The sequence below is a fragment of the Ruegeria sp. G2 genome (assembly GCF_056533505.1).
Genome location: NZ_JBQFON010000008.1, coordinates 100,306 through 125,162 on the forward strand (window position 1 = coordinate 100,306; position 24,857 = coordinate 125,162).

The following is a 24,857-nucleotide window of genomic DNA, read 5'->3' on the forward strand; positions in this document are numbered from 1 at the left end:
CTTAGGCGGCTTCTGCGGCCATCTTCTCCGCTTTGGCGATCACTTCTTCGATGCCGCCAACCATCAGGAAGGCCGCTTCCGGCAGGTGATCGTATTCGCCAGCGACAACCGCTTTGAACGACGCGATGGTCACATCCAGAGGAACCTGTACGCCGGGCGAACCGGTGAAGACTTCGGCCACGTCGAACGGCTGCGACAGGAAGCGTTCGATCTTACGGGCACGGGCCACGGTCAGTTTGTCCTCTTCCGACAGTTCGTCCATGCCGAGGATGGCGATGATGTCCTGCAGTGACTTGTAGCGCTGGAGGATCTGCTGAACGTCGGTCGCAACTTTGTAGTGCTCTTCACCAACGATGGCCGGATCGAGCAGACGCGAGGTCGAGTCGAGCGGGTCAACCGCAGGGTAGATACCCTTTTCCGAGATCGCACGGTTAAGAACGGTGGTCGCGTCCAAGTGAGCAAACGAGGTTGCCGGCGCAGGGTCGGTAAGGTCGTCCGCAGGCACGTAGATCGCCTGCACGGACGTGATCGAACCCGATTTGGTCGAGGTGATGCGTTCCTGCAAGGCACCCATGTCGGTCGCCAGTGTCGGCTGGTAACCCACCGCCGAAGGAATACGACCCAGCAGAGCCGAAACCTCAGAACCCGCCTGCGTGAAGCGGAAGATGTTGTCGACGAAGAACAGAACGTCGGTACCGGACTGGTCGCGGAACTGCTCGGCCAGAGTCAGACCGGTCAGAGCAACACGTGCACGCGCTCCGGGAGGTTCGTTCATCTGACCGTAAACCAGCGCCACCTGCGATTCCGACAGGTTGTCCGGCTTAATTACGTTCGATTCGATCATCTCGTGATACAGGTCGTTCCCTTCACGGGTCCGTTCGCCAACACCCGCGAACACCGAGAAGCCCGAGTGCACTTTTGCGATGTTGTTGATCAGTTCCATGATCAGAACGGTTTTACCAACGCCGGCACCGCCGAACAGGCCGATCTTACCGCCTTTGGCGTAGGGGGCCAGCAGGTCAACAACCTTGATGCCGGTTACCAGAACTTCCGACTCGGTCGACTGTTCGTCGAAGGTCGGTGCAGGCTGGTGGATCGCGCGGGCCTCAGATGCTTCAACCGGGCCTTTTTCGTCGATTGGTTCACCAACCACGTTCAGGATGCGGCCCAGGGTGGCGTTGCCAACCGGTACCGAGATCGGTGCGCCGGTGTCGGTCACGGCTTCGCCGCGGACCAGACCTTCGGTCGCGTCCATCGCGATGGTGCGGACAGTGTTTTCACCCAGGTGCTGAGCAACTTCCAACACCAGGCGCTTGCCGTTGTTGGTGGTTTCCAGCGCGTTCAGAATTTCAGGCAGCTGATCTTCAAAGTGCACGTCGACGACGGCCCCGATGATCTGTGTGACTTTGCCTTTTGCATTCGCCATGTTTCGTCTCCGGTATGTCTCTACAGCGCTTCGGCGCCGGAAATAATTTCAATCAGCTCGTTGGTGATCACGGCCTGACGCGAGCGGTTGAACTGGATCGTCAGCTTGTCGATCATTTCACCCGCATTGCGTGTCGCGTTGTCCATCGCGGACATCCGTGCACCCTGTTCAGACGCTCCGTTTTCGAGCAGAGCCGAGAAGATCGCGGTCGCGACCCCCTTGGGCAGCAGGTCGGCCAGAATGGCCTCTTCGCTGGGCTCGTAATCGAACACGGCACCGCTGTCGTCATCCTCGGTTTCCTCGAACGAGGCGGGGATGACCTGCTGTGCCGTCGGGATCTGGGTCACAACGTTGACGAACTTCGAGTAGAAGATCGTGGCAACGTCGAACTCACCCCCGTCGAAACGTGAAAGGACGTCCTTGGCGATGTCTTGCGCGTTGTTGTAGCCAATGCGCTTGACCTCACTCAGGTCGATATGCCCAACGAACAGATCGCCAAAATCGCGCTTGAGCGCATCGCGGCCTTTCTTGCCGACGGTCAAAACCTTGACCGTCTTGCCTTTGCCGCGCAGCTCGTCCGCTTTGGCGCGGGCAAGCTTGGCGATGTTCGCGTTGAAGCCGCCACACAGGCCGCGTTCAGCTGTCATCACAACCAGCAGATGGACATCATCGCTGCCCGTACCACGGAGCAACTTGGGAGCGCTGTCGCTGCCCCCGACCGACGCCGCCAGCCCCGCCATCACGGCATTGAACCGTTCGGCATAAGGGCGCGAGGCTTCGGCAGATTCCTGGGCGCGGCGCAGTTTTGCTGCCGCGACCATCTGCATGGCCTTGGTGATCTTGCGGGTCGATTTGACCGACTCGATCCTGTTTTTAAGGTCCTTCAGACTAGGCATCGGAACCCCCTATCAAGCGAAGGTCGCGGCGTATTCGTCGATCGCTGCCTTGAGTTTGTCTGCTGCGTCACCTTTGATCTTCGGATCTTCATCGGTGATCCACTTCAGCAGGTCAGCGTGCTTGCCGCGCAGGTGCGCCAGCAGGCCAGCCTCATAGCGGCCAACGTCAGATACGTCGATCTTGTCGAGGTAGCCGTTGGTGCCTGCGAAGATGACGCAGACGATTTCGGCGTTGGTCAGCGGCGAGTACTGCGGCTGTTTCATCAGCTCGGTCAGACGCGCACCACGGTTCAGCAGCTGCTGAGTTGCGGCGTCGAGGTCCGAACCGAACTGCGCAAACGCAGCCATTTCGCGGTACTGAGCCAGTTCCAGCTTAACCGGACCAGCAACCGATTTCATCGCATCGGTCTGAGCCGAGGAGCCCACACGCGAAACCGACAGACCGGTGTTCACAGCAGGACGGATACCTTGGTAGAACAGTTCGGTTTCCAGGAAGATCTGACCGTCGGTGATCGAGATCACGTTGGTCGGAATAAACGCCGAAACGTCACCACCCTGAGTTTCGATAACCGGCAGAGCGGTCAGCGAACCTGCACCGAAGTCTTCGTTCAGCTTCGCCGAACGCTCCAGCAGACGCGAGTGGAGGTAGAAAACGTCGCCAGGATAGGCTTCACGTCCGGGCGGACGACGCAGCAGCAGCGACATCTGGCGATACGATACAGCCTGTTTCGACAGGTCATCATAGATGATCAGCGCGTGGCGGCCGTTGTCACGGAAGTATTCAGCCATCGCAGTCGCGGCGTAAGGCGCCAGGAACTGCATCGGTGCCGGGTCGGACGCAGTCGCGGCCACAACAATCGAGTATTCAATCGCGCCGGACTCTTCCAGTTTCTTCACCAGCTGCGCAACGGTCGAACGCTTCTGACCAACCGCAACGTAAACGCAGTACAGTTTCTTCGACTCGTCGTCGCCTGCTGCGTCGTTATACACTTTCTGGTTCAGAATGGTGTCCAGAGCCACAGCAGTTTTGCCGGTCTGACGGTCACCAATGATAAGTTCCCGCTGACCACGGCCGATCGGGATCATCGCGTCAACCGATTTCAGGCCGGTTGCCATCGGCTCGTGCACCGATTTACGCGGGATGATGCCGGGGGCTTTAACGTCTGCAACGCCACGTTTGGAGGCATTGATCGGGCCTTTGCCGTCCAGCGGGTTGCCCAGACCGTCCACAACGCGCCCCAGCAGTTCGTCACCGATCGGAACGTCCACGATCGAGTTGGTGCGCTTAACAGTGTCACCTTCTTTGATGTCACGGTCAGAACCGAAGATAACGACACCGACGTTATCGCTTTCCAGGTTCAGCGCCATGCCCATGATGCCACCGGGGAATTCGACCATCTCACCGGCTTGCACATTATCCAGGCCGTATACACGGGCAATCCCGTCACCGACGCTCAGCACGCGGCCGATTTCGGCCACTTCGGCTTCCTGACCAAAATTCTTGATCTGGTCCTTCAGGATTGCAGAAATCTCTGCAGCTTGGATTCCCATTTATCCGACCTCTTTCATTGCATTCTGTAGGGAGTTGAGCTTCGAACGGATCGAGCTATCGATCATTTTCGAGCCCACTTTAACGACAAGACCGCCGATGAGGCTTTCATCAACGGTCGCATTGATTGTTACGGTCTTGCCCACACGCTCGGACAGCGTCTTGGACAGTTTATCCATTTGAGTCTTGGTCAGTGCCTTGGCCGATGCGACATCAGCAGTCACTTCGCCGCGCTCATCCGCCAGCATGTCGCGCAGAACCTGTACCAGTTGCGGTACAACAAACAGGCGGCGTTTCTGCGCCATCAGACCCAGCGTATTGCGCAGGATGGCATGCAGGCCCATCTTGTCGGCAACTGCGGTGATTGCGCTTTCCTGTTCGGCGCGCGAAACCAGAGGCGATGCAATCAGGTCGCGCAATTCGGCGCTGTCGCCCAATGCTGCTGCCAGATCGTTGATTCCGGTTTCCAGACCTGCGAGGTCATTATTCTCTTTCGCGATCTCGAAGATCGCGGTGGCATAGCGCTCGGCAATGCCTGTGGAAATCGAAGCTGGTTCGGACACGTCCACCCTTCCGATATTTGAGGCCCCGATTTCGAGTAGCGGCCGCTACCTTGGGGCGTGAGGAAACCCCGTCCATTTAGGGCGGGGATCAAAATCACCGGGGATGTAGCAGAGGTGTTCCAACCAAGCAATACGCTATAGCGGTAACAGATTTATCCACAAATCTATATTTTTCATACACTTAAGCCAAGTGCGACCCTTTGGACCGATTGCGGCAGTTGAAAAATGTTACGAATATGCAGGTTTTTGCGATTCCTGTGACCTTTTTCCCGCATTATTTCCATTCGAAGTGCCCCGGATTGTCACGCAGGTTTCAACAAACCATCCAGCGCTTTGATCGGACGTTTCGCGGCGTCTTTGGTGACGTTTCCACTGGGTGGCCGGATAAGTTTGGTCGCCTCAACCATCAGTACCCCTCCGGCCATGACGGTTGGAATCCGCTGTCCAGTTTTTTCGATCAGGCTACCTGATTTCAGCCAAAACCGACGAAACGAGGGCGGAAGATATAGCGCCGAGCAATGGCTTTCGGGTACAAAATGATGCGCGCGCAGTTGGTTCTCAAGCTGCGTAGTCGAATAGGGCTGCCCAAAGCCAAACGGCGTCCGGTCTGAACGTGACCAAAGTCCGGCCCGGTTCGGTACGACAAATAGTGCCCGCCCACCGGGTCCCAACACGCGCCAGCATTCTTCCAGCAACTGGCTGGGCCGGTTAGAGTTTTCCAAACCATGCATCACCACCAGTTTATCAACGTGACCAGTTTCGATTGGCCACATCGTCTCTTCGGTCAGAACCGAGACATTGGGCATTCCCGCTGGCCATGGCATTACGCCCTGCGGCCCCGGCATCAAGCCGATCACACGACGTGCATCTTTGAGGTAGGGCCGCAACAAAGGTACAGCAAAACCAAAACCTACTACAGTTTGCCCTTTGGCTTCGGGCCAAAGATCCACCAGTCGCCCACGGATCGCCGCTTGGGCCGCGCGACCTAGGGTGCTGCGATAGTAAAAATTCCTCAGATCCTGCACATCAAGATGCATTGCGGACACCCGGTCAATCGGCTTAGCTGGGCGCAGTCTAGCAATGAAAGGGCAAAAGGCCATGCCTCTTGAGATCGTAACTGTCCCCTGCCTGAGCGATAATTATGCCTTTCTCACCCACGATCCTGCTAGTGGCGAGACCGCATTGGTTGACGCGCCAGAATCCGCTCCGATACTGGCGGAACTTGAGGCGCGAGGCTGGCAATTAAGCCACGTGTTGCTGACTCACCACCATTGGGACCATGTGGATGGGTTGAGTGGTATACTGGAAAAACAACCTGCGCGCGTGATCGGCGCAAAGGCGGATGAACACCGGCTACCAAAACTCGACCAGGCAGTTGTTGAAGGTGACACATTCTATATAGGCAGCGAACCGGTCGAAGTTCTGGATGTCCCGGGTCATACCGTCGGGCACATTGCATTCTACATGCCGGAATCCAGCGCCGTCTTTACGGCGGACAGCCTGATGGCTTTGGGATGCGGTCGGTTGTTCGAGGGCACGCCCGCACAAATGTGGGCCTCTCTCAGCAAGCTAGCGGCCCTGCCAGACGAAACAATCGTGTGCTCGGGCCACGAGTATACGCAGTCAAACGCCAAATTCGCCCTGACAATCGATCCTGACAACCCTGCCCTGTTGGATCGCGTGGCCGATATCAACCGCGCCCGCGCTGCCGGAGAACCCACAGTGCCCTCAGTTTTGGGGCAGGAAAAGGCGACAAATCCGTTTCTGCGCGCTGCGGATCCTGTGATTCAGGCCCATCTGGGTATGAAAAATTCTGACCCAGCGTCGGTTTTTGCCGAAATACGTGCCCGAAAAGACCACTATTAGTGCCTTTCAAGCCCCTATCACGGCCACGGTCACAACAAATGTGACTGTCAAGTGAAAGAAAACCCTTGAAGCCGGGCCACGATCAACCAAACTCTAATAGTATGAGGACATGGTTGGGATGGGGATCCGGCCTAAGGCCCCCTTCCGGCCCAATACAGAGGAGCACCCGCGTGCCTTCATTCTCGAGCACACTTGAACAAGCCATCCACGCGGCCCTTGCGGCGGCGAATGAACGGCGACATGAATTTGCAACGCTAGAGCATTTGCTGCTGGCGCTGCTGGAAGAACCCGACGCGATACGCGTTATGAAAGCATGCAGCGTTGATCTTGATGAGTTGCGCAGCACCTTGGTCGAATTCATCGACGAAGACCTGTCTAACCTCGTCACCGACATAGACGGGTCCGAGGCCGTGCCAACGGCTGCGTTCCAACGTGTCATCCAGCGTGCAGCGATCCATGTTCAAAGCTCTGGCCGCACCGAAGTGACCGGGGCGAATGTTCTGGTCGCTATCTTCGCCGAACGCGAAAGCAACGCGGCCTATTTCCTGCAAGAGCAAGACATGACCCGCTATGACGCGGTGAACTTTATCGCCCACGGTGTCGCAAAGGACCCGGCCTATGGTGAAAACCGGCCGGTGACTGGTGCGGATGAAGCCGAAGAAGAAGCGCAGACCACCTCTGGCGAGGCCGATCAAAAGGAAAGCGCGCTTGGCAAGTATTGCATCGATTTGAACGCAAAATCGCGCGCGGGAGATGTTGATCCGCTGATCGGACGCTCGGACGAGGTTGAACGCTGCATCCAGGTGCTGTGTCGCCGCCGCAAAAACAATCCCCTGTTGGTAGGGGACCCCGGTGTTGGCAAAACAGCCATCGCGGAAGGCTTGGCACATAAGATCGTGGCTGGAGAAGCTCCCGACGTTCTTGCGGAAACCACTATCTATTCGCTGGACATGGGGGCCTTGCTCGCAGGGACCCGCTATCGCGGTGACTTCGAAGAGCGGCTGAAAGCGGTTGTGACCGAGTTGGAAGAACACCCCGATGCGGTTCTCTTCATCGACGAAATTCACACCGTAATCGGCGCTGGAGCGACTTCGGGTGGAGCCATGGATGCATCGAACCTGCTGAAGCCGGCGCTGCAGGGTGGCAAACTGCGCACCATGGGCTCGACCACTTACAAGGAGTTTCGTCAGCATTTCGAAAAAGACCGTGCGCTTAGCCGCCGATTCCAGAAGATTGACGTAAACGAGCCTTCGGTCGAAGACAGCGTGAAGATTCTGCGTGGTCTGAAACCGTATTTTGAAGAGCATCACTCGATCAAATACACTGCTGACGCAATCAAGACGGCTGTCGAACTGTCGGCGCGCTACATCAATGACCGCAAACTGCCCGACAAGGCCATCGACGTGATCGATGAGGCCGGGGCGGCACAGCATCTGCTGGCCGAGAGCAAACGACGCAAAACCATTGGCGTCAAAGAGATCGAGGCGGTGGTTGCAAAGATTGCGCGTATCCCGCCCAAGAACGTTACCAAGGATGACGCCGAGGTTCTGAAAGATCTCGAAACCTCGCTGAAACGCGTGGTGTTTGGTCAGGATGAAGCCATCGAAGCGCTGTCCAGCGCCATCAAACTGGCCCGTGCCGGTCTGCGGGAACCAGAGAAACCCATCGGTAACTATCTGTTTGCCGGTCCGACCGGTGTGGGTAAAACCGAGGTGGCGAAACAACTGGCGGATACGCTGGGTGTGGAACTGCTGCGCTTTGACATGTCGGAATACATGGAGAAGCACGCGGTCAGCCGCCTGATTGGTGCCCCTCCGGGTTATGTCGGGTTTGATCAGGGCGGTCTGTTGACCGATGGCGTCGATCAGCATCCGCATTGTGTGCTGTTGCTTGATGAAATCGAAAAGGCGCATCCGGACGTGTTCAACATTCTGTTGCAGGTGATGGATCATGGCGAGTTGACCGATCACAACGGTCGTACGGTGAACTTCCGCAACGTCGTGCTGATCATGACCTCGAATGCAGGGGCTCAGGAACAAGCCAAGGCCGCCATCGGCTTTGCCCGCGACCGTCGCGAAGGCGAGGACACTGCAGCGATCGAACGCATGTTCACGCCGGAATTCCGCAACCGCCTAGACGCCGTGATCTCATTTGCGCCGCTGCCGAAAGAGGTCATCTTGCAGGTCGTCGAAAAGTTCGTCCTGCAGCTTGAAGCTCAATTGCTGGATCGTGGCGTGACCATCGATCTGACCCCCCGTGCCGCCGAATGGCTGGCCGACAAGGGCTATGATGACAAGATGGGTGCACGTCCGCTGGGACGTGTCATTCAGGAGCACATTAAGAAGCCTCTGGCCGAGGAGCTGCTGTTCGGTAAATTGGCCAAAGGTGGCGTGGTCCGTGTTTCGGTCAAAAAAGGCGAATTGAGCCTTGAAATCCTGGGGCCCGATCAGCCACGTATACCCGGTGACAAGCCCCCGCTGCTGACAGCAGACTGACCTTAATCTTGAAACCTGCTTGAACGCCTGCCAACTTCATTTGGCAGGCGTTTTTCATTTGCATAAGTCGGCTGAGAACAGGTGCAGAATTGCGTAGAATCGGTGCGTTGATATTTCCCGGGTTTGAATTGCTGGATGTCTTTGGTCCGATGGAGATGTTCGGCCTTCTGGAGGACGATTTCCAATTGGAACTTGTCGCTGAAACCCCAGGGCCAATTCAAAGCAACCAAAGGCTGAAAGCGATCGCCGAACACTCGATCAGCGACGATACCCATTATGATATCCTCTTCGTCCCCGGCGGCACCGGAACGCGCCGCGAAGTCGGGAATCGCCGCCTGCTGGATTGGATCTCGATCAGCGCCGAGAAGGTGGAGTTCACCCTGAGTGTTTGCACCGGCAGCGCCCTTCTTGCCAAAGCTGGTGTTTTGGACACTCGGCGCGCCACCACGAATAAGGCTGCGTATTCGTGGGTCCGCACGCAGGGGCCAAATGTCGACTGGGTGCCTCAGGCGCGATGGGTCGAAGATGGCCCCTTCCTGACATCATCCGGAGTTTCTGCCGGTATGGACATGACGCTGGGCGCTATCGCCTTGATGCACGGAGAAGACAGAGCCGAGGAAGTTGCCAAGTGGTGCGAGTATTCGTGGCACAAGGACAAGAGCCACGATCCCTTTGCCCAAATTCACGGGTTGGTCTGATACCCGTTTGCTGCTTACCGCTCGGTCAGTTTCAACTCGATCCGGCGATTCTGCGCACGGGCCTCGGGGGTGTCCGCTGGGTTAACGGGCTGGAATTCCCCGAACCCGTTTGCTGCAAGCCGATCCGGAGGAATACCCAATGCATCAACCATATAGCGCACCACAGACAAAGCGCGGCCCTGGCTGAGTTCCCAATTGTCGCGATACCGTCCAGTACTCACAAGCGGTACATTGTCGGTATGCCCATCGACCCGGATGACCCAGTTCAATCCATCAGGGATTTCTGCGGCGACACTACGCAGAATATTGGCGACCTTGGCGACCTCTTGGCGGCCTTCGACGGACAACTCTGCCGAGCCTGTGGCAAAAAGAACCTCGGACGAGAATACGAATCTGTCACCCTCGATCCGAACACCTTCCTGATCGCCCAGCACATCCCGCAATCGCCCGAAGAACTCCGAGCGGTAACGTTGCAGATCTTCCGCCTGTGCTGTCAGCTCCAGGTTTTGACCGGCGAGTTCCTCGGCTTCGGCCTCAAGACGGATACGCTCGGCCTCTTCCAGCAACCTTCGGCGGCGCTCTTCCGAGGCCGCACGCGCGAGGGCCGCATTCAAATCCTGCCCCAGTGTCTGAATCTGAATTTCGGCTGCCGCATTTCGATCTTCATAATCATCCAAAAGCGCCTGCAATGATCCAAGCTGGCTGCGCAACGCCGACATCTGCTGATTTAACAGGGCGGTCTGCCGCTGCGCCTCTGCCGATATCTCTTTCTCTGACGCAAGCGTATCTTGTGCCAAAGCCAAGAGCGCGGCGCGCTCGTCTGCGAGTGACTTTTGTTCGTCGACCTGTGCCTGAGCTTGCGTTTGTGCCTCTAGCGCAGCCTGAAGCTGAGCTCTTAACTCTTCGGCATTTATTTCGCCAAATTTCTGCTCCAACTCTGCCTGTGCGGCACGCGCTGCGGCCAGCAAGGTCAGTGTTTCTTCGGCCTCCTTGCGTTGTGCTTCTAATGCGAGTGTCATCGCGGTCAGCTCGGCATCTGCATCCTGCAAACGATTGCGCAAGGTTTCCGCCGCAGCCGCCTCGGCCAGACGCGCGGCTTCTTCTTCGGTCAGTTGTTGCTCAAGCTCAGTGATTTGAAGGGCTTGAGCATCTTTGTTGGTTTCAAGGTCGGCAATCAAGGCCTCAAGCGCTTCGCGCCGTGCAGCGGCCAGACGCGCGGCTTCGGTTTGCGCGTCGATTTCCTGCCGACTTTGGGCAAGCGCCTGATTGAGGGCCTCTTGTTCAGTCAGCAGTTCATCACGCTGAGTTTCCAGCGCCGTAATATCTCCCTGTGCCCGTTCCTGATCAGCAAGCAATGCGGCGACCTGCGCCTCGAAGTCGGTGATGCGTCCTTGTGCTTGCGCCAAATCATCTTCGACCCGATTCAGGGTCGTATTCAGTGTCCCCAATCGAGCTTGAAGACGGCTGTTTTCCCGCTCTTCCAGCCCCAACGCCCCAGCCAGTGCTGCGATTTCGTCGGACAGCGCGGTCAGTTCATCCTCTTGGCCTGAAATGGTCTCGCGCAGCACAAACTGGACAACCATGAAGATGGTCAACACAAAGGTCAAAACCATCAGCAAGCCGGTCATTGCGTCCACGAAACCGGGCCAGACCGAACCCGAGAACCGTTGACCTGTGCGGCGGGACAGCGCCATCCGTTACTCTCCTTCCGGAGAGCTACGCACCGCGCCGCGTGGAAGAGTGAGCGCTTTGACCAGTAGCTCGAAATCCTTGCGCAGCTCGTTCATGCTGTCCTGACGACCGGCCGAAATCTCTTCGAGAATACGCAGTAGCTGTACATCCATCGATCGCAGGCGCATCCGGCTTTCGGCATCGATCCCCTCACCCGCGCCGTGTTCGCGCATATGATCCAGCAGCGCATCTTGCCCCAGCGCCACACGTTCCAATGCCGCCGTAACACCTTCGGTCTGGGCTTGCCGTTGGTTCATTTCCCCGATCACATCTACCAATTGACCCAGTTTGGTTGAGACATTGATCCGGTCAACTTCTTGCGCCGAGAACATATCCTGCAGGGCATCCATCTGCTCGGACATCGCATCAAGAACCGGTGTCAGTACGGCCAGTTCGGCGCCCCCTTCATCACCCGCCGCAAATCCGACGCGGGTAATTGATGACAGCCATTCCTCCAACTCACGGTAAAAGCGGTTCTGGCCATGACCTGCAAATAATTCCAGCAAGCCGACGATCAGTGATCCAGCCAAGCCCAGCAGAGACGAGCCAAAGGCAACACCCATTCCCTGCAGCTGTGATTCCAGTCCCGTCATCAGACGATTGAAGACGGCCAAGCCCTCCTCGCCTTCCTGAGGGTTCAGGCTGCGGATTGTGTCGACGATGGCCGGAACCGTTGTAGCCAGTCCAAAGAAAGTACCCAAAAGACCAAGGTAGATCAGCACGTTGGTGATATAACGCGTGATCTCACGCTCCTCCTCCACCCGTTCGGCGACGGAATCGAGGATTGACCGGGTTGAGCTGGAACTGATCTGAGACCGCGCACCCCGTTCACGTAGAAGCGACGCCAGTGGAGCCAACAATTGCGGCGGGCGCACATCGTCCCGCTCGACCCCGCCGATGAAAGCTTCGATCCAGCGAACCGAGCCAATCAACTGCGTAACTTGCAGAAAACAGGCGGCAACACCGATGACAAATACCAGCAGGATGAATCCGTTAAGATACAGATTGGCTTGAACGACGGGCAGCACATAGGGCAGCGCCATGAACACGCCTAGCCCCGACAGCCCGATTGCAATCAGCATCATCAAGATTTGACGGATCGGTTGTGAGAAATGCGGTCTCACGCCCTGATGTGCCTGCGCCATGCGCGTGGCTCCTGGTATTGTCTGCTCTGGGCTGAACCTAACGAAGTTCGTCCCGCGACGCCAAGAGTTTATGCACTGATTGTCCGCACCCGTTGCGACAACCACTCAAGGTCCGGGTCGTGCAGCCCTATATCGGTCAGATGCGACGCGGTATTATAGAGATACTCGGTATTCGGTCCGCGCCCGCCAACCGCATGGGCGATGATCTGGGCCTGCTCTTCCAATGGCAGGCCACCGCAATACTGAACATGATGCGCGTCGATTACGTAAGTCACTGCGTTCACGATCGTCCCGCAGTCCAGATGCACATCAAGCATTCGTTCAAGATATGCTGACGAGATCAGCTCGCGCTGGCGCAGCTCCGCCAAGGTGCGATCTTCATGTCCTGCTTCGACGGCCAGAGCCAATCCAGTGCAGAGCGCGTCGGGCTGCTCGTCTAGCGCCAGAACCAGACCGGGGTCCTCTTCGGTGCCGCGATGGTGGATCGAACGCATACAGAAAGACCGGGCATAGCCATGCAAAGTGGCACGTTCACTGCGGGCTACCGGGAAACCCGGATTCCACAGCAGCGATCCATATCCGAATACCCACATCGTCATTGCACTGGTCCTTGCCTGTTTGGCCCTATAAACATCAAATCCGAGGCAGGAAAAAGGGCCATTCATCATGCGTCGTCTGATACGCGTTTTTGTATTTATCGCCCTTGCGTGGAGCGCGTATTGGTTTGTGGCCGGTTACGGGCTGCGCAACGCACTGACTGGTTGGTTTGACAGGCAGCAGGAATTGGGCTGGCAGGCTGACTTCTCAGACGTGACAACAGCCGGATATCCGTTTCAACACATCACACGCCTAGATAACCCCGCTTTGGCCGATCCAGTTAACGGAACGGCATGGAGCGCGGATTGGATCGAGTTCCAAAGCCCAGCAATCTGGCCTGGCCGTCAGATGCTGCGCTTTGCCAGCACGCCACAGCGCCTGTCCTATTTCGACCAGACCACAACCGTTCAGGCTGAGGAGCTACAAGCCGAACTGCACCTCCAACCTGGCGTCGCACTGGTACTCGAGAAAATGGCGCTGACTTCTGAACGCTGGTTGCTGACCACCGAAGGTGATCCGCAGGCTGGTGGTCAAACGCTGGGTCTTGTGATGGAACAATCCGGAGCACCCGAAAGCTATGGGATTACGGCAAATGTCGACGGATTTACACCTGGTGATGATCTGAGGCGTCTGATGCGTTCAGCCTCGACCCTACCGCAATCGTTCGAAACACTTGAGCTGGATATGTTTGTCACTTTCGACAAACCTTGGGATCGCTCGGCGCTTGAGCAGCGTCGCCCTCAACCCGTCGAGATCGACCTGCGTTTGGCAGAGGTGAAATGGGGAGAGTTGCGCCTGTTCGCCACCGGAGAATTGTATGTAGACGAACAAGGCATCCCGACCGGTGAAATTGCGATGAAGGCGGAAAACTGGCGCGATATGATCGCGATGGCAAATGCTGCAGGCGCACTTCCTGATCAGGCAGTTGATGCGGTGACCCGCGCTTTGGGGTTCATGGCCGGTTTGGGCGGCAATCCGAATGCGCTGGATTTACAACTGAATTTCCGTGACGGATTTGTCGCCTTGGGGCCGCTGCCGCTTGGCCCTGCACCCCGGCTGGTTCTCCGTTAACGGCAATAAGTACCGCTGCGATACCGCGCAGTATCAAGGTGGAAATGATCCCGATGATAGCGATCCGAGTTTGGCCCCAGAACCGTGCCAAACGGCCCACAAGCGCCGCGCCAGACTTTGGTTAGTTGTTTCTTGGACGGATTCTTGCGCCAACCATCCAGGACTGTCACCACCTCACCATCCGCCATCTTGAAACCCGATATGTCGATGGCGCGCCCCTTGCCGTGTTCGGATATTCGCGCCCCTTTGCGGTTGTTCCGCGTTCGACAAGCATAGTGCGCGGCGACCTGCAGTTCGACCACCGGACCACGCCGTTTGAACGTGGGTATAACGGCTTTGTCGACCCATTTGTTCAGTGCCTGCGCTGTTCCGCAATCCATCGTTGAAGGGCGGCTTAATTTGACCCCTGAAACCGACCTGATCTGAACCGCGTCCTTGATCCCACAGGCTTTGATCTTGCCATTAACGCGCCCGACCGCCTTGCCCTGTATGTCGATGTCACCGCACACCGAGGTTTTGCGCAGCTTGCGTTTCTTGAAGAGAACTTTCTGTTCCAATTGTTCTGGTCGAACAAATGGCCGGATCGAATTCTCTGGCCCCAAAAATGGGAGATCAACCGGTCGGGCCGCCGCGGCTGTTACCTGAGGTGAAGCAGGCCTTAGGATGGGGCGGATGTTGGAAGTGACACCGGTTTTAACCACCTCGGAGTTCCCTGGGCGTGTCAGCGGCACAAGAGAGGCTTCAGGCGCAGCGGAATGTGAAGTCGTTGCCGTCAATACGGCAAAACCTATCAATAAGCCGCTGCTCAAGCCTCTCATGTCGATGTCTTTCCCCGCCCAAAATCTGGTGCATCCGTGTCCTGCCCAGCATCGATAATGCCTCGGCGGATCGCCCGTGTGCGCGTAAAGTAGTCGAACAATTGCTCTCCGTCACCTGTGCGGATAGCCCGTTGAAGTGCAAAGAGTTCTTCTGTGAAACGCCCTAGAATCTCCAGCGTCGCGTCCTTGTTGGTCAGAAAAACATCGCGCCACATGGTCGGATCTGAGGCTGCGATTCGCGTAAAGTCGCGGAAACCGGCGGCCGAGTATTTGATGACTTCCGTGTCTGTAACCCGCCGAAGATCATCTGCGACACCTACCATCGTGTAGGCGATCAGGTGCGGAGCATGCGAGGTAACGGCAAGAACCAAATCATGGTGATCAGCGTCCATCTCATCGACATTCGAACCCATGCCTTCCCAGAAAGCGCGCAGTTGCGCGATTGCGCCTATATCTGAACCTTCTACCGGCACCAGCAGACACCAGCGGTTGTCAAACAGCTCGGCGAAACCAGCTTCGGGGCCGGAATGTTCGGTTCCGGCTAGAGGGTGGGCAGGAATAAAATGGACTCCATCGGGGATGTGCGGCGAGACAGCCTTGATCACATGACGCTTGACCGACCCGACATCCGAAACTGTTGCACCCGGCTTCAGAATTGGTGCGATATCTTCTGCCACGGCTCCCATCGCCCCAACAGGAACACAAAGGACCACCAGGTCAGCATCTTCGACTGCCTCTTGCGCGGTATCGCATACCCGGTCGCAAAGCCCGATACGACGCGCAGTCTCACGTGTCGCCTCAGATCGGGCATAACCCGTCACTTCGCCTGCAAGCCCGGCGCGTTTGATCGCCCAGAACATGGAGGAAGCGATCAGGCCCAGCCCAATCAGCGCCACACGGTCGTATATCTGGGTCATGCAGCGCCCCCTTTGAACGCGGTAATGGCTGCAACCACGCGGCGGCAGGCGTTTTCGTCACCTACGGTAATCCGCAGAGCGTTTGGCAGGTTGTAGCCCGCAACCCGCCGAACGATCAAACCCTGAGTTTTTAGGAAATCGTCACAAGCCTCAGCCTCGTTCCGATCAGCAAAGCGGGCGAGGACGAAATTGGTGCAGGAGGAATCTGAAGCCACTCCAACCTTGGCCAGTTCCTCGGACAACCAAATGCGAAGGCGCGCATTCTCTGACTGGCAAAACCGCAGATATTCTTCGTCGCCTACAGCGGCTTCTGCGGCTGCCAGTGCGGTCAAAGACAGATTGAAGGGCTGCCGGACGCGGTTCAGCACGTCGATTATCTCTTTCGCTGCATAGCCCCAGCCAACGCGCATGCCCCCAAGACCGTACACCTTGGAGAATGTTCGGGTCATGATGACGTTTCTAAACTTGTCAACCAGCCAAGCCCCACCATCGAAGCCGTCGACAAATTCTGCATAGGCGCCATCCAGCACCATTAGGCAATCGGTGGGCAACCCCTGCGCCAACCGTTCCAACTCTGCGTCAGAAACCATTGTTGAAGTCGGGTTTCCTGGGTTGGTTACAAAGACAATCCGCGTCCGGCCTGTGACCGCAGCGAGGATGTTATCCACGTCCACTCGACGATCCCGCTCGGAAACCATGACTGGGGTCGCCCCAGCCATGCGCGCGATGATTGGGTACATGGAAAACCCATGCTCGGTATAAATCACCTCATCACCCGGCCCGGCATAGGCCTGCGCCACGAATTGCAGCACCTCGTCACTACCGACGCCGCATATAATACGGTCCGGGTTCAACCCATGCTTTTCAGCAATCGAGTTGCGTAGGCCGGCGTGATCGGTGCTGGGATAACGATGCAGCGAAGCTGCGCTATCGCGCACGGCCTCGATTGCCCTGGGGCTTGGTCCGAAAGGGTTTTCATTGGAACTTAGCTTGATGACTTCCGCCACGCCCTCAACATGTGACTGCCCGCCCTGATACAGTGCGATGTCCATAATGCCGGGTTGTGGGGTGATCTGGTTCATGAGGGGCTCCAATAACGTGGCCCCTCTTACCCTTCTCATCGCATTGAGAAAAGCGGCAATTCCTTCGGACCGCCTCGAAGCAGGTCATCGCCGGTTCAGCAGAATAAAATGCCCGGATATCCTCGGCCCCGCCTTTGCGCCATCGCGACGCTCATCGATGGGTGCCTCCTCGGATCCGCCTCTTCATCTGGCTCAAAATATCTCGGGGGAGTCGCAAAGCGACGGGGGCAGAACCCCCAAAATAAAAAAGACCGCGCTGTAAGCGCGGCCCCTAAACTCTACAGGTCGGCGAAGATTAGTTCTTCGCGTAGAATTCGACGACCAGGTTCGGTTCCATCACTACCGGGTAAGGCACATCGCTCAGGCCTGGCGCACGCACGAATGTCGCGGTCATTTTTGAGTGATCCGCGTCGATGTAGTCTGGGACATCACGCTCTGCCAGAGCAGCCGCTTCCAGAACAACGGCCAATTGCTTGGACTTGTCGCGCACTTCGATCACGTCACCTTCCTTGACACGGTAGCTGGGGATGTTGACCCGCTTGCCGTTCACTTTGACGTGGCCGTGGTTCACGAATTGACGCGCGGCAAACACGGTTGCAACAAACTTGGCACGGTAGACAACAGCGTCCAGACGACGTTCCAGCAGACCGATCAGGTTTTCACCGGTGTCACCGTTCACACGAACAGCTTCGGCGTAGATGCGGCGGAACTGCTTCTCGGTCAGGTCGCCATAATAGCCTTTCAGCTTCTGCTTGGCACGCAGCTGCAGACCGAAGTCCGACAGTTTGCCCTTGCGGCGCTGACCGTGCTGGCCGGGGCCGTATTCACGACGGTTGACCGGGGATTTCGGACGACCCCAGATGTTTTCGCCCATCCGGCGGTCGATTTTGTACTTGGCAGACGTGCGTTTGGTCACGGCTGATCTCCTTCGTTTGGTCGAGGCCACATTGGCCACTATGAAGGGCGTTGTCCTCTTGAGGTTTCCCCCATGACAGGCATCCCCTTGCGGGGGCCACCAACACCAATGAAGCCGCGCTTATATCTGCAGTTTTACCAGAGTCAACATGCCGAACCGAACAGTCGGGCCGTTTTCCGTATTATTCATACAATTTTCAGCGGTGCGGTCTGCTATTCAGCGGCAACACCTACGATGTTTGGCATATCTACGGGATTTACAATCACTCCTGCCGCAGAACCGGGGAAGGCAATCACCTTACTGTCATCGATAAATCCAATATCGGCGGGCTCCACATTTTCAGCCGCCTCACTGACCCAAAACTCCTGATCCGCTTCGGGGCATCCGTCCTTGAAAATCAACATCAGAGAAGAACCACCGACAAATTGGACAAGCTCGGCAGTAAATTTCTGCGCTCCGTTTGTCAGCTCGACGAGCGAGCCCTGAGCTACAGCAATCGGGTTAAAAGCAACATCTGCTCGTGCCGCCAGCGCTGATACAACATTTGAGTATGCATGGTTCTGAACATAAACATCAGCATCTGCCGACAATTCGATCCTGCGGCCCCGCCAAGACCAAGCTGCACCAACAACCATATGTGCAAGAGGCGCCGCCTCAAGCCCGTCAATCTCTGTCTGCGACCAAGATATCGCTACCTGACCGTTAAACCCGGTTCCCATATACCCGCCCGTACATTTACTCGCCCAACTTTTTATGTTGCATATGTATCAGTGAAAAAATGGGCGGAAAAGAGACCGAAATGCAGCATTCACAAAAATGTTGCCAAAGAACAAAGTCACTTTGAGACTTAACCCGTTTCGCCGCCAGGCTACATGACTGCAGCCCTGCAAATATCAAATAACTCGAGTACCGCAGCCAGCCGATCTTGTGATTGAAATTCCCGATGGGCGCGTTGAAGCAATTGGCAAGGGTATCCGGTCCTAAGGCCTCAGCGAAAGCACTATCAATGAATTGTCATTGCTGTGAAATCGCCCCTAGTGCGTAGAAGTAGCATAGACGAGACCTGAATTCGAAAAGCAAGCGCGACAGGTCTTACTGGAACATTCCCTTGACGAAAGCATGCATTTTGCGCAGCGACAACCGGCTGAGGTACATCGTTGACTATAAGGCCAAAGGCTTTCACCGGCATACACGCACAGGTTGGTTTAGACGTTCAATTTGGTACCATATTTTTCAGAAAGAACTCTTGGCTTCACGAATAATCCATTTCAAGGGAACTTCTGTTGATGATCAGTCGTATTTTAGTCGTCGGAGCACTATCCGTTGCTGGCGCAGGACGTGCCAGAAATGAAGAGGCCCTTGGGCTACCCCCGGGTTCAATGGCACGATCGAACTGAATGTCAGGGATTCTTAATCCTATTGGGCTCGATCCTATTGGGCTCGGTTCGCGTCAAAGGCTGCCGCAGAAGGTGCCCCGAATATCCTCATTGTGCTATACGATGATACCGGCCTGGGTGCCTGGTCCACGTATTGCCGTCCAAATATCTGGCTGATCAGGCAATCCAGATGTTGCGGGATCAGAACGCAACCAACCCGTCCCAGACTTGGTATATGTGGTTCAACCCCGGTGCCAACCACACACCACATCACCCGGAACCAGAATGGGCCGATAAGTACAAAGGTGTGTCTGACGAAGGCTAAGGCGTCCACCGTGAAGAGATCTCTCAAGCCATGATCGACAAGGGTAACGTGCCCAAAGGGACAGTGAACACTGCGCTGTCCTTCCCACCTGAAAATGTAGCCAATCCCGCCGATATGGTTCGCCCATGGGACAGTCTGAATGACGACGAAAAAAGTTGTTTGCCCAAATGGTCGAGGTTTATGCCGGTTATTCGGAATATACTGACAGCCAAGCCAGAAGAGCCCACCCAGAAAGAGGTGCATTATTACACCGCGTTGGGTACCGAGGCATCTGGAAAGATGGCTGGGAAGCCGTCGCTGTCCATGCCACACTGACCGGAACCAGCAATTTCGACAGTGATGTCTGGGAACCGTTTCACGTCGATGCTGATAGCTCAGAAGCCAACAAGCTGGTAGAACAGGAACCTGAAAAGCCAAAAGAGCTGATTTAGGTCTGGTTTGAAGAGGACGCCAAGAACAAGGTCCTGCCTTTGGATGACCGAAGCGTGGTTGCACCTATAATATCCTTGCAAATGTCGAGATCGAGGATACCGATGCAGGAGGGATGATCTTTGTACGTGGTTCGCGCTTTGGCGGTCATGCGCTCGTGGTCAAAAACAAGAAGCTTTGCTACACTTACAACTTCCTTGGCATACAGCCCGAACAGACCTTTGAAGCCAATGTCGAGATGGAACCCGGCACGCATACACTGCGGATGGATGCCGCAGCAAGGCGAATGCTGAAACGACACTAAAACAGCTGATCGCGGAAATCATGGACCACGCCACTTCCGGGGGTGCGGTCCATGATTTTTTGCTGTACAGTGCTGCCCCTGTTAAGTTTGCGCCTCATGCTATCAACCTTGAGAATCCAAAGGGCGGGCAATGTGCCCCATCCAAAATGCGATCCAGTGGAGTGGGACAGCTACCCAGATACCCTGCAGTGGATAATTTCACTTCCTATCAAGCGGTACTCTCAAGGCCGGACGGCAGGTACCTCACCGCGTGCGACGCCGCGCTGAAGGTCCGCGAGATCCAGATGACCCGTGTCGAGGAACGCCGCATTCTCGAACGCGGGGTCTGGACCCTGTCGCGGGCGGCGAGATCGCCGCCCGGCCTGTCTCCTCCCTGTGGAGACGATTGTTGATGCGAAGCGCTCCGACCTGAACGGGGAACCTATTACTCCATGCCGCAGTCACAAATCTCAGCGGCACTAACCCCCTTTAACATCCGATCGGGCCGGAAACGCTTCAGTTCACCTGACGTTCCAGAACGGTGCTGTAGGTCGTTCCGTTCCGCAGGCTACGGAAATCGGCAAAGATCTTGCCGTCCTCGTACCGCGCATCGATCAACGCATTCGCGCCAATCACCAGAGGCGAGGTTTCAACGATGCCGATCGAGCCAGTACCATCGAGGCTGATGGTCCCTGTGGCTTCGTATTCGTTCCATTCGGTATCGCCCTCGCGACGCCACTTGCTGGGCCCCCAGAAGACATTGTCTTCCTGCATCTGGACGTCGAGCATCCATTCGGCCTGATTAAAGCGGGGCTGATCGCCCTTGTAATAATGGCTGGGCTGCACGGTCGTATAAGACCCGACCCAAGTGCCGCGTAGGTCCGGCGTGGTGTCGGCCAGTGCTGCGGTTCCGAGTGCGAGGCTGGTGGCCAGAGCGGCTGCTCCGGCAGTCATGTATCTGGTCATGGGGATCTCCTCCTGAAAGCGACCCTTTGGAGTTCAAATGCGAACATCCTTGCTGTGGCCTACAGATTGGGCGGAGGTGCGCCGGTTACAACTTACCTAAGGGAAACTTCATAAAGCGGTAATGTTTGCGTCAGGCCCAGGCCAGCGCGATGCCGAGGATGACAAGGCCGATGCCTGCCGCCTCGCGATACGAGAAATTCTCGCCGAACAGGAAAAACGAGGCGATGGCGATCAGAACAACCTCGGCCCCCAGAATGCCGGTATAGATGATGCCCAGCCGCTCCTCGCGCAGAGCGGCAAGCTCCAGCGTGGCCCCGGCCAGCAGGGTCGCGACGATCAGCAGGCCAAGACCCACGCCGGGGAGCTTCCACCAGAACTTCATCGCGATCATGGCCACAGAATAGAGACCCGCCGACCCGAGGGCGATGATAGGGATCATGGATGTGGACATCTGCGCCTCCTGCCGGAATTGCCGTGAGATCAAGTGTAGCAGGATGGTACAGTCGAGGCTGTGAGGTGGTTCACAGTCGCCAATCAGTATGTCCGATAAGGGCTCATTGGTTTTCGACTGAAGCACCCAAAAATTCCTAAAGGATTGTTCATGCTGGTTTAATGTGAGCCTTATGAGTCAATTCTTACCTAACTCTTGAACACTGACCAAACTTGCCGACCACAAAGCCCGTCTCTGGCACCGACAGGCCGGGCAATCAGCGAACAGACGGAGGTCTCTGATGCAGTTTATGTCATCGAAACAAACCCATTCCGACCCACGCTCGAAATTGGCACTCATCAATCGGATTCGTGTGACCGCAATCGCGGCAACCTGTTTTGTTGCAACTGCGACGTGGGCGCAATCAAACGAGCGGCAGGGGGCTGCTTTGGACTATCTGCAAAAAGATCTGGCAAACGTACAAGGGCTGGTTTGGACCGGACACCTCAACCCAGACACCGACTCGGTTGGTGCCAGTTTGCTGGCAGCTCATATCTATGGCGGACAGCCCGGAGTTCCCGGTTCGATCAACCCAGAATCCCGGTTCGCAATTGAACAGTGCAACGCGGTTGAACCGAAGGCTATCGATGATTTCTCGGGAATGACTGTTGGGCTAGTCGACTTCAATCAAAGCACACAACTTCCGCCCAGCATTGACTCTGAAAACATCGTCGCCTTGATCGACCATCACGCGCTTGGGGGATCGCCGGTCAACCTGTCTGAAGCCATCAGCATCGAGATGCGGCCATGGGGATCAACAGCAACAATACTGGCCGATCAGGCGCAGATGCTTGGCGTTGAACTGCCTGCACCTCTGTCCTGCATCGGGATGGCTGCGATCCTGTCCGACACCGTCAACCTGACGTTGCCAACCACCACGGATTACGACCGCCACTATGTGCAGGAACTGGCGCGGCAGGCCGGCATTGAGGATGTCGATACGTTTGCGGAAAACATGCTGCTGGCGAAATCCGACCTAAGCGCGCTGTCGGCTAAAGATATCGTTCTGCTGGACTACAAGGACTTCGTGTATGGCGGCAAGAATGTCGGCATCGGGGTTGCCGAGACATTGACAGCGCAGCAGCTGATCGACCGTCGGCACGAGTTAAAAGCCGCAATCGAAACGCAAAAGAATGCGAGCGGTCTGGACCATCTGGTCTTTGCGATTGTCGATACCCGCGATCAGAAATCCTACATGCTGTGGGGGGATGACACCGACAAGGACCTGGTTCTTGCCGCATTCGGCGGAGAGATCGCGAATGACATGTTGGAAGCAGAGGACGTAATCTCCCGCAAACGTCAGATTGGTCCGGCAATACAACGCGCGGTCGAGAACTAATCAGGTCACGAGTGACATTTGATTTCGTAGCAAATCTCTTGAAGATGGAGAGCCTTAGCTGTCCATCTTCAACGCTGAAATAAACGCCTCCTGCGGGATATCAACCTTCCCGAACTGGCGCATCTTCTTCTTACCGGCCTTCTGCTTGTCCAGCAGTTTGCGTTTCCGCGTGGCGTCGCCTCCGTAGCATTTGGCGGTCACGTCCTTGCGCAGGGCTGAGAGGGTTTCGCGGGCGATGACCTTGCCTCCGATGGCGGCCTGGATCGGGATTTTGAACATGTGGCGCGGGATCAGGTCCTTGAGCTTTTCGCACATCGCCCGGCCCCGCATCTCGGCCCGGTCGCGGTGAACCATGGTCGACAGCGCATCAACCGGTTCGTCATTCACCAGCACAGACATCTTGACCAGATTGTCCTCGGTATAACCGGTCATCTGATAGTCGAACGAGGCATAACCCTTAGTCACCGATTTCAGGCGGTCGTAGAAGTCAAAGACGACCTCGTTCAACGGCAGGTCATAGACGACCATGGCGCGGGTGCCCGCATAGGTCAGGTCCAGCTGGATGCCGCGGCGGTCCTGGCAGAGTTTCAGCACGTCGCCGAGGTATTCATCCGGCACCAGAATGGTCGCCTTGATGCGCGGCTCTTCGATATGGTCGACTTTGGATGGGTCGGGCATGTCGGCGGGGTTGTGCAGCTCGATCATCTCACCGTCTTTCATGTAGACGTGATAGATCACCGACGGGGCGGTTGTGATAAGTTCGATATCATATTCGCGTTCGATGCGGTCGCGGATGACCTCAAGGTGCAAGAGCCCGAGGAAGCCGCAGCGGAAGCCAAAGCCAAGTGCTGCCGAGGTTTCCATTTCAAAGCTGAAGCTGGCGTCGTTCAGCGCCAGTTTGTCGATGGCGTCGCGCAGGTCTTCGAATTCGGAACTGTCGACGGGGAAGAGGCCACAGAACACCACCGGCTGCGCGGGTTTGAATCCTGTCAGCGCCTCTTCGGTGCCGTTGCGGTCATTGGTGATCGTGTCGCCAACGCGGGTGTCACGGACCTGTTTGATCGAGGCGGTGAGAAAGCCGATCTCACCGGGGCCGAGGCTGTCGACCATCTCCATCTCAGGCCGGAAGACACCGACGCGGTCGACATGGTGCAGGGTGTTGTTCGACATGAACTTGACCCGCATGCCCTTTTTCAGCGTGCCGTCCATGATGCGGACCAGAACGATAACGCCGAGATAGGCGTCGTACCACGAATCCACCAGCATCGCCTTGAGCGGCGCGTCCAGATTGCCCTGCGGCGCGGGCAGCTGCTGCACGATGGCCTCAAGCGTCTCGTGGATGCCCTGCCCCGTCTTGGCCGAAACCTGAATCGCGTCGGTCGCGTCGATGCCGATCACATCCTCGATCTGCTCGGCCACACGATCACAGTCGGACGCAGGCAGGTCGATCTTGTTCAGCACCGGCACAATCTCATGATCGGCGTCGATGGCTTGGTACACGTTGGCGAGCGTCTGCGCCTCGACCCCTTGGGTCGAGTCCACCACCAGCAGCGAGCCTTCGACCGCGCGCATCGACCGGCTGACCTCATAGGCAAAGTCCACGTGGCCGGGCGTGTCGATCAGGTTCAGCACGTATGCCTCGCCATTGTCGGCGGTATAGTCGATGCGAACCGTGTTGGCCTTGATGGTGATGCCGCGTTCCCGCTCGATATCCATGCTGTCGAGCAGCTGTTCCTTCATGTCGCGATCCTTGACCGTTCCGGTCTCTTGGATGAGCCGGTCAGCAAGGGTGGATTTGCCATGGTCGATATGCGCGACGATGGAGAAATTGCGGATATGAGCGAGGTCTGTCATGGGTTGGGGATATGCGTCGGAATTG

General features: G+C 56.7%; 24 protein-coding genes. 8 read left to right on the plus strand and 16 right to left on the minus strand.

Going from position 1 to position 24,857, the window contains the following annotated elements:
- Window position 1 precedes the first annotated feature (1 nt).
- The 5 genes from atpD to ACR0DU_RS15365 form a co-directional block, all read right to left on the minus strand.
- Entirely contained in the window at window positions 2-1,426 is a 1,425-nt protein-coding gene (gene atpD, locus ACR0DU_RS15345; protein ID WP_010441763.1) for a F0F1 ATP synthase subunit beta, read from the minus strand.
- Between the two features lie 20 nt (window positions 1,427-1,446).
- Window positions 1,447-2,322, minus strand: coding sequence for a F0F1 ATP synthase subunit gamma (locus ACR0DU_RS15350; RefSeq protein ID WP_170541380.1), 876 nt, complete (start codon window positions 2,320-2,322; stop codon window positions 1,447-1,449).
- Between the two features lie 12 nt (window positions 2,323-2,334).
- The gene (atpA, locus tag ACR0DU_RS15355; RefSeq protein ID WP_010441761.1) at window positions 2,335-3,873 is read right to left on the minus strand and encodes a F0F1 ATP synthase subunit alpha; all 1,539 of its coding nucleotides are present in this window, start codon (window positions 3,871-3,873) and stop codon (window positions 2,335-2,337) included.
- Window positions 3,874-4,434 (minus strand): F0F1 ATP synthase subunit delta, encoded by a 561-nt coding sequence (locus ACR0DU_RS15360; protein WP_170392445.1) that lies wholly within the window; start codon window positions 4,432-4,434, stop codon window positions 3,874-3,876.
- 302 nt (window positions 4,435-4,736) lie between these two features.
- Window positions 4,737-5,471: a class I SAM-dependent methyltransferase gene (locus ACR0DU_RS15365; RefSeq protein ID WP_010441759.1), complete on the minus strand. Its 735-nt coding sequence runs from the start codon at window positions 5,469-5,471 to the stop codon at window positions 4,737-4,739.
- 61 nt (window positions 5,472-5,532) lie between these two features.
- Between ACR0DU_RS15365 and gloB the strand changes: the two genes are divergently transcribed.
- From gloB to ACR0DU_RS15380, 3 genes are all read left to right on the plus strand, one after another.
- The gene (gene gloB / locus ACR0DU_RS15370) at window positions 5,533-6,300 is read left to right on the plus strand and encodes a hydroxyacylglutathione hydrolase (RefSeq protein WP_480875713.1); all 768 of its coding nucleotides are present in this window, start codon (window positions 5,533-5,535) and stop codon (window positions 6,298-6,300) included.
- Window positions 6,301-6,470: 170 nt separating this feature from the next.
- Window positions 6,471-8,795, plus strand: a complete 2,325-nt coding sequence (gene clpA / locus ACR0DU_RS15375) for an ATP-dependent Clp protease ATP-binding subunit ClpA (RefSeq protein WP_010441757.1) — start codon at window positions 6,471-6,473, stop codon at window positions 8,793-8,795.
- Between the two features lie 89 nt (window positions 8,796-8,884).
- Complete coding sequence (locus ACR0DU_RS15380; protein WP_480455539.1) at window positions 8,885-9,493, plus strand: DJ-1/PfpI family protein; 609 nt, start codon at window positions 8,885-8,887, stop codon at window positions 9,491-9,493.
- Window positions 9,494-9,507: 14 nt separating this feature from the next.
- On the opposite strand, the gene ACR0DU_RS15385 is transcribed toward ACR0DU_RS15380, so the two are convergent.
- From ACR0DU_RS15385 to ACR0DU_RS15395, 3 genes are all read right to left on the minus strand, one after another.
- On the minus strand, window positions 9,508-11,187 hold the full coding sequence (locus tag ACR0DU_RS15385) for a peptidoglycan -binding protein (protein ID WP_480875717.1): 1,680 nt from the start codon (window positions 11,185-11,187) through the stop codon (window positions 9,508-9,510).
- Window positions 11,188-11,190: 3 nt separating this feature from the next.
- Window positions 11,191-12,369 carry a biopolymer transporter ExbB gene (locus ACR0DU_RS15390; RefSeq protein WP_170473032.1) on the minus strand — a complete coding sequence of 393 codons (1,179 nt, stop codon included), beginning with the start codon at window positions 12,367-12,369 and terminating at the stop codon, window positions 11,191-11,193.
- Window positions 12,370-12,437: 68 nt separating this feature from the next.
- The gene (locus ACR0DU_RS15395; protein ID WP_480875719.1) at window positions 12,438-12,968 is read right to left on the minus strand and encodes a gamma-glutamylcyclotransferase; all 531 of its coding nucleotides are present in this window, start codon (window positions 12,966-12,968) and stop codon (window positions 12,438-12,440) included.
- 67 nt (window positions 12,969-13,035) lie between these two features.
- Between ACR0DU_RS15395 and ACR0DU_RS15400 the strand changes: the two genes are divergently transcribed.
- A complete protein-coding gene (locus ACR0DU_RS15400; RefSeq protein WP_480875722.1) occupies window positions 13,036-14,037 on the plus strand; it encodes a DUF2125 domain-containing protein in 1,002 nt (333 codons plus the stop codon).
- Here ACR0DU_RS15400 and ACR0DU_RS15405 read toward each other — a convergent pair.
- The 5 genes from ACR0DU_RS15405 to ACR0DU_RS15425 all read right to left on the minus strand — a co-directional run bounded on the left by ACR0DU_RS15405 (window position 14,034) and on the right by ACR0DU_RS15425 (window position 18,360).
- A complete protein-coding gene (locus ACR0DU_RS15405; RefSeq protein WP_480875724.1) occupies window positions 14,034-14,855 on the minus strand; it encodes an extensin-like domain-containing protein in 822 nt (273 codons plus the stop codon). The two genes, ACR0DU_RS15400 and ACR0DU_RS15405, sit on opposite strands and share 4 nt — an antisense overlap.
- Window positions 14,852-15,772 (minus strand): prephenate/arogenate dehydrogenase family protein, encoded by a 921-nt coding sequence (locus ACR0DU_RS15410; RefSeq protein WP_480875727.1) that lies wholly within the window; start codon window positions 15,770-15,772, stop codon window positions 14,852-14,854. The genes ACR0DU_RS15405 and ACR0DU_RS15410 overlap by 4 nt, the downstream gene beginning before the upstream one ends.
- Window positions 15,769-16,854, minus strand: a complete 1,086-nt coding sequence (gene hisC, locus ACR0DU_RS15415; protein WP_480875729.1) for a histidinol-phosphate transaminase — start codon at window positions 16,852-16,854, stop codon at window positions 15,769-15,771. The genes ACR0DU_RS15410 and hisC overlap by 4 nt, the downstream gene beginning before the upstream one ends.
- Window positions 16,855-17,149: 295 nt before the next feature.
- Window positions 17,150-17,770: a 30S ribosomal protein S4 gene (rpsD, locus tag ACR0DU_RS15420; protein ID WP_170473046.1), complete on the minus strand. Its 621-nt coding sequence runs from the start codon at window positions 17,768-17,770 to the stop codon at window positions 17,150-17,152.
- Window positions 17,771-17,982: 212 nt separating this feature from the next.
- On the minus strand, window positions 17,983-18,360 hold the full coding sequence (locus tag ACR0DU_RS15425; protein WP_480875732.1) for a hypothetical protein: 378 nt from the start codon (window positions 18,358-18,360) through the stop codon (window positions 17,983-17,985).
- A gap of 976 nt (window positions 18,361-19,336) precedes the next feature.
- Here ACR0DU_RS15425 and ACR0DU_RS15430 point away from each other — a divergent pair.
- The 3 genes from ACR0DU_RS15430 (at window position 19,337) to ACR0DU_RS15440 (ending at window position 20,204) form a co-directional block, all read left to right on the plus strand.
- On the plus strand, window positions 19,337-19,471 hold the full coding sequence (locus ACR0DU_RS15430) for a hypothetical protein (RefSeq protein ID WP_480875733.1): 135 nt from the start codon (window positions 19,337-19,339) through the stop codon (window positions 19,469-19,471).
- Window positions 19,472-19,638: 167 nt separating this feature from the next.
- The gene (locus tag ACR0DU_RS15435; protein ID WP_480875736.1) at window positions 19,639-19,902 is read left to right on the plus strand and encodes a hypothetical protein; all 264 of its coding nucleotides are present in this window, start codon (window positions 19,639-19,641) and stop codon (window positions 19,900-19,902) included.
- Window positions 19,903-20,015: 113 nt separating this feature from the next.
- On the plus strand, window positions 20,016-20,204 hold the full coding sequence (locus ACR0DU_RS15440; protein ID WP_480875739.1) for a hypothetical protein: 189 nt from the start codon (window positions 20,016-20,018) through the stop codon (window positions 20,202-20,204).
- Window positions 20,205-20,699: 495 nt separating this feature from the next.
- On the opposite strand, the gene ACR0DU_RS15445 is transcribed toward ACR0DU_RS15440, so the two are convergent.
- Both ACR0DU_RS15445 and ACR0DU_RS15450 read right to left on the minus strand, forming a co-directional pair.
- Entirely contained in the window at window positions 20,700-21,149 is a 450-nt protein-coding gene (locus tag ACR0DU_RS15445) for a hypothetical protein (RefSeq protein WP_319545092.1), read from the minus strand.
- A gap of 130 nt (window positions 21,150-21,279) precedes the next feature.
- Window positions 21,280-21,600, minus strand: coding sequence for a hypothetical protein (locus ACR0DU_RS15450; RefSeq protein ID WP_480875741.1), 321 nt, complete (start codon window positions 21,598-21,600; stop codon window positions 21,280-21,282).
- Window positions 21,601-21,880: 280 nt separating this feature from the next.
- Between ACR0DU_RS15450 and ACR0DU_RS15455 the strand changes: the two genes are divergently transcribed.
- Window positions 21,881-22,978 carry a manganese-dependent inorganic pyrophosphatase gene (locus ACR0DU_RS15455; RefSeq protein ID WP_480875744.1) on the plus strand — a complete coding sequence of 366 codons (1,098 nt, stop codon included), beginning with the start codon at window positions 21,881-21,883 and terminating at the stop codon, window positions 22,976-22,978.
- Between the two features lie 54 nt (window positions 22,979-23,032).
- Here the strand turns inward: ACR0DU_RS15455 and lepA are convergent, their stop codons facing one another.
- Window positions 23,033-24,832 (minus strand): translation elongation factor 4, encoded by a 1,800-nt coding sequence (gene lepA, locus ACR0DU_RS15460; RefSeq protein ID WP_170397199.1) that lies wholly within the window; start codon window positions 24,830-24,832, stop codon window positions 23,033-23,035.
- Window positions 24,833-24,857: the final 25 nt, after the last annotated feature.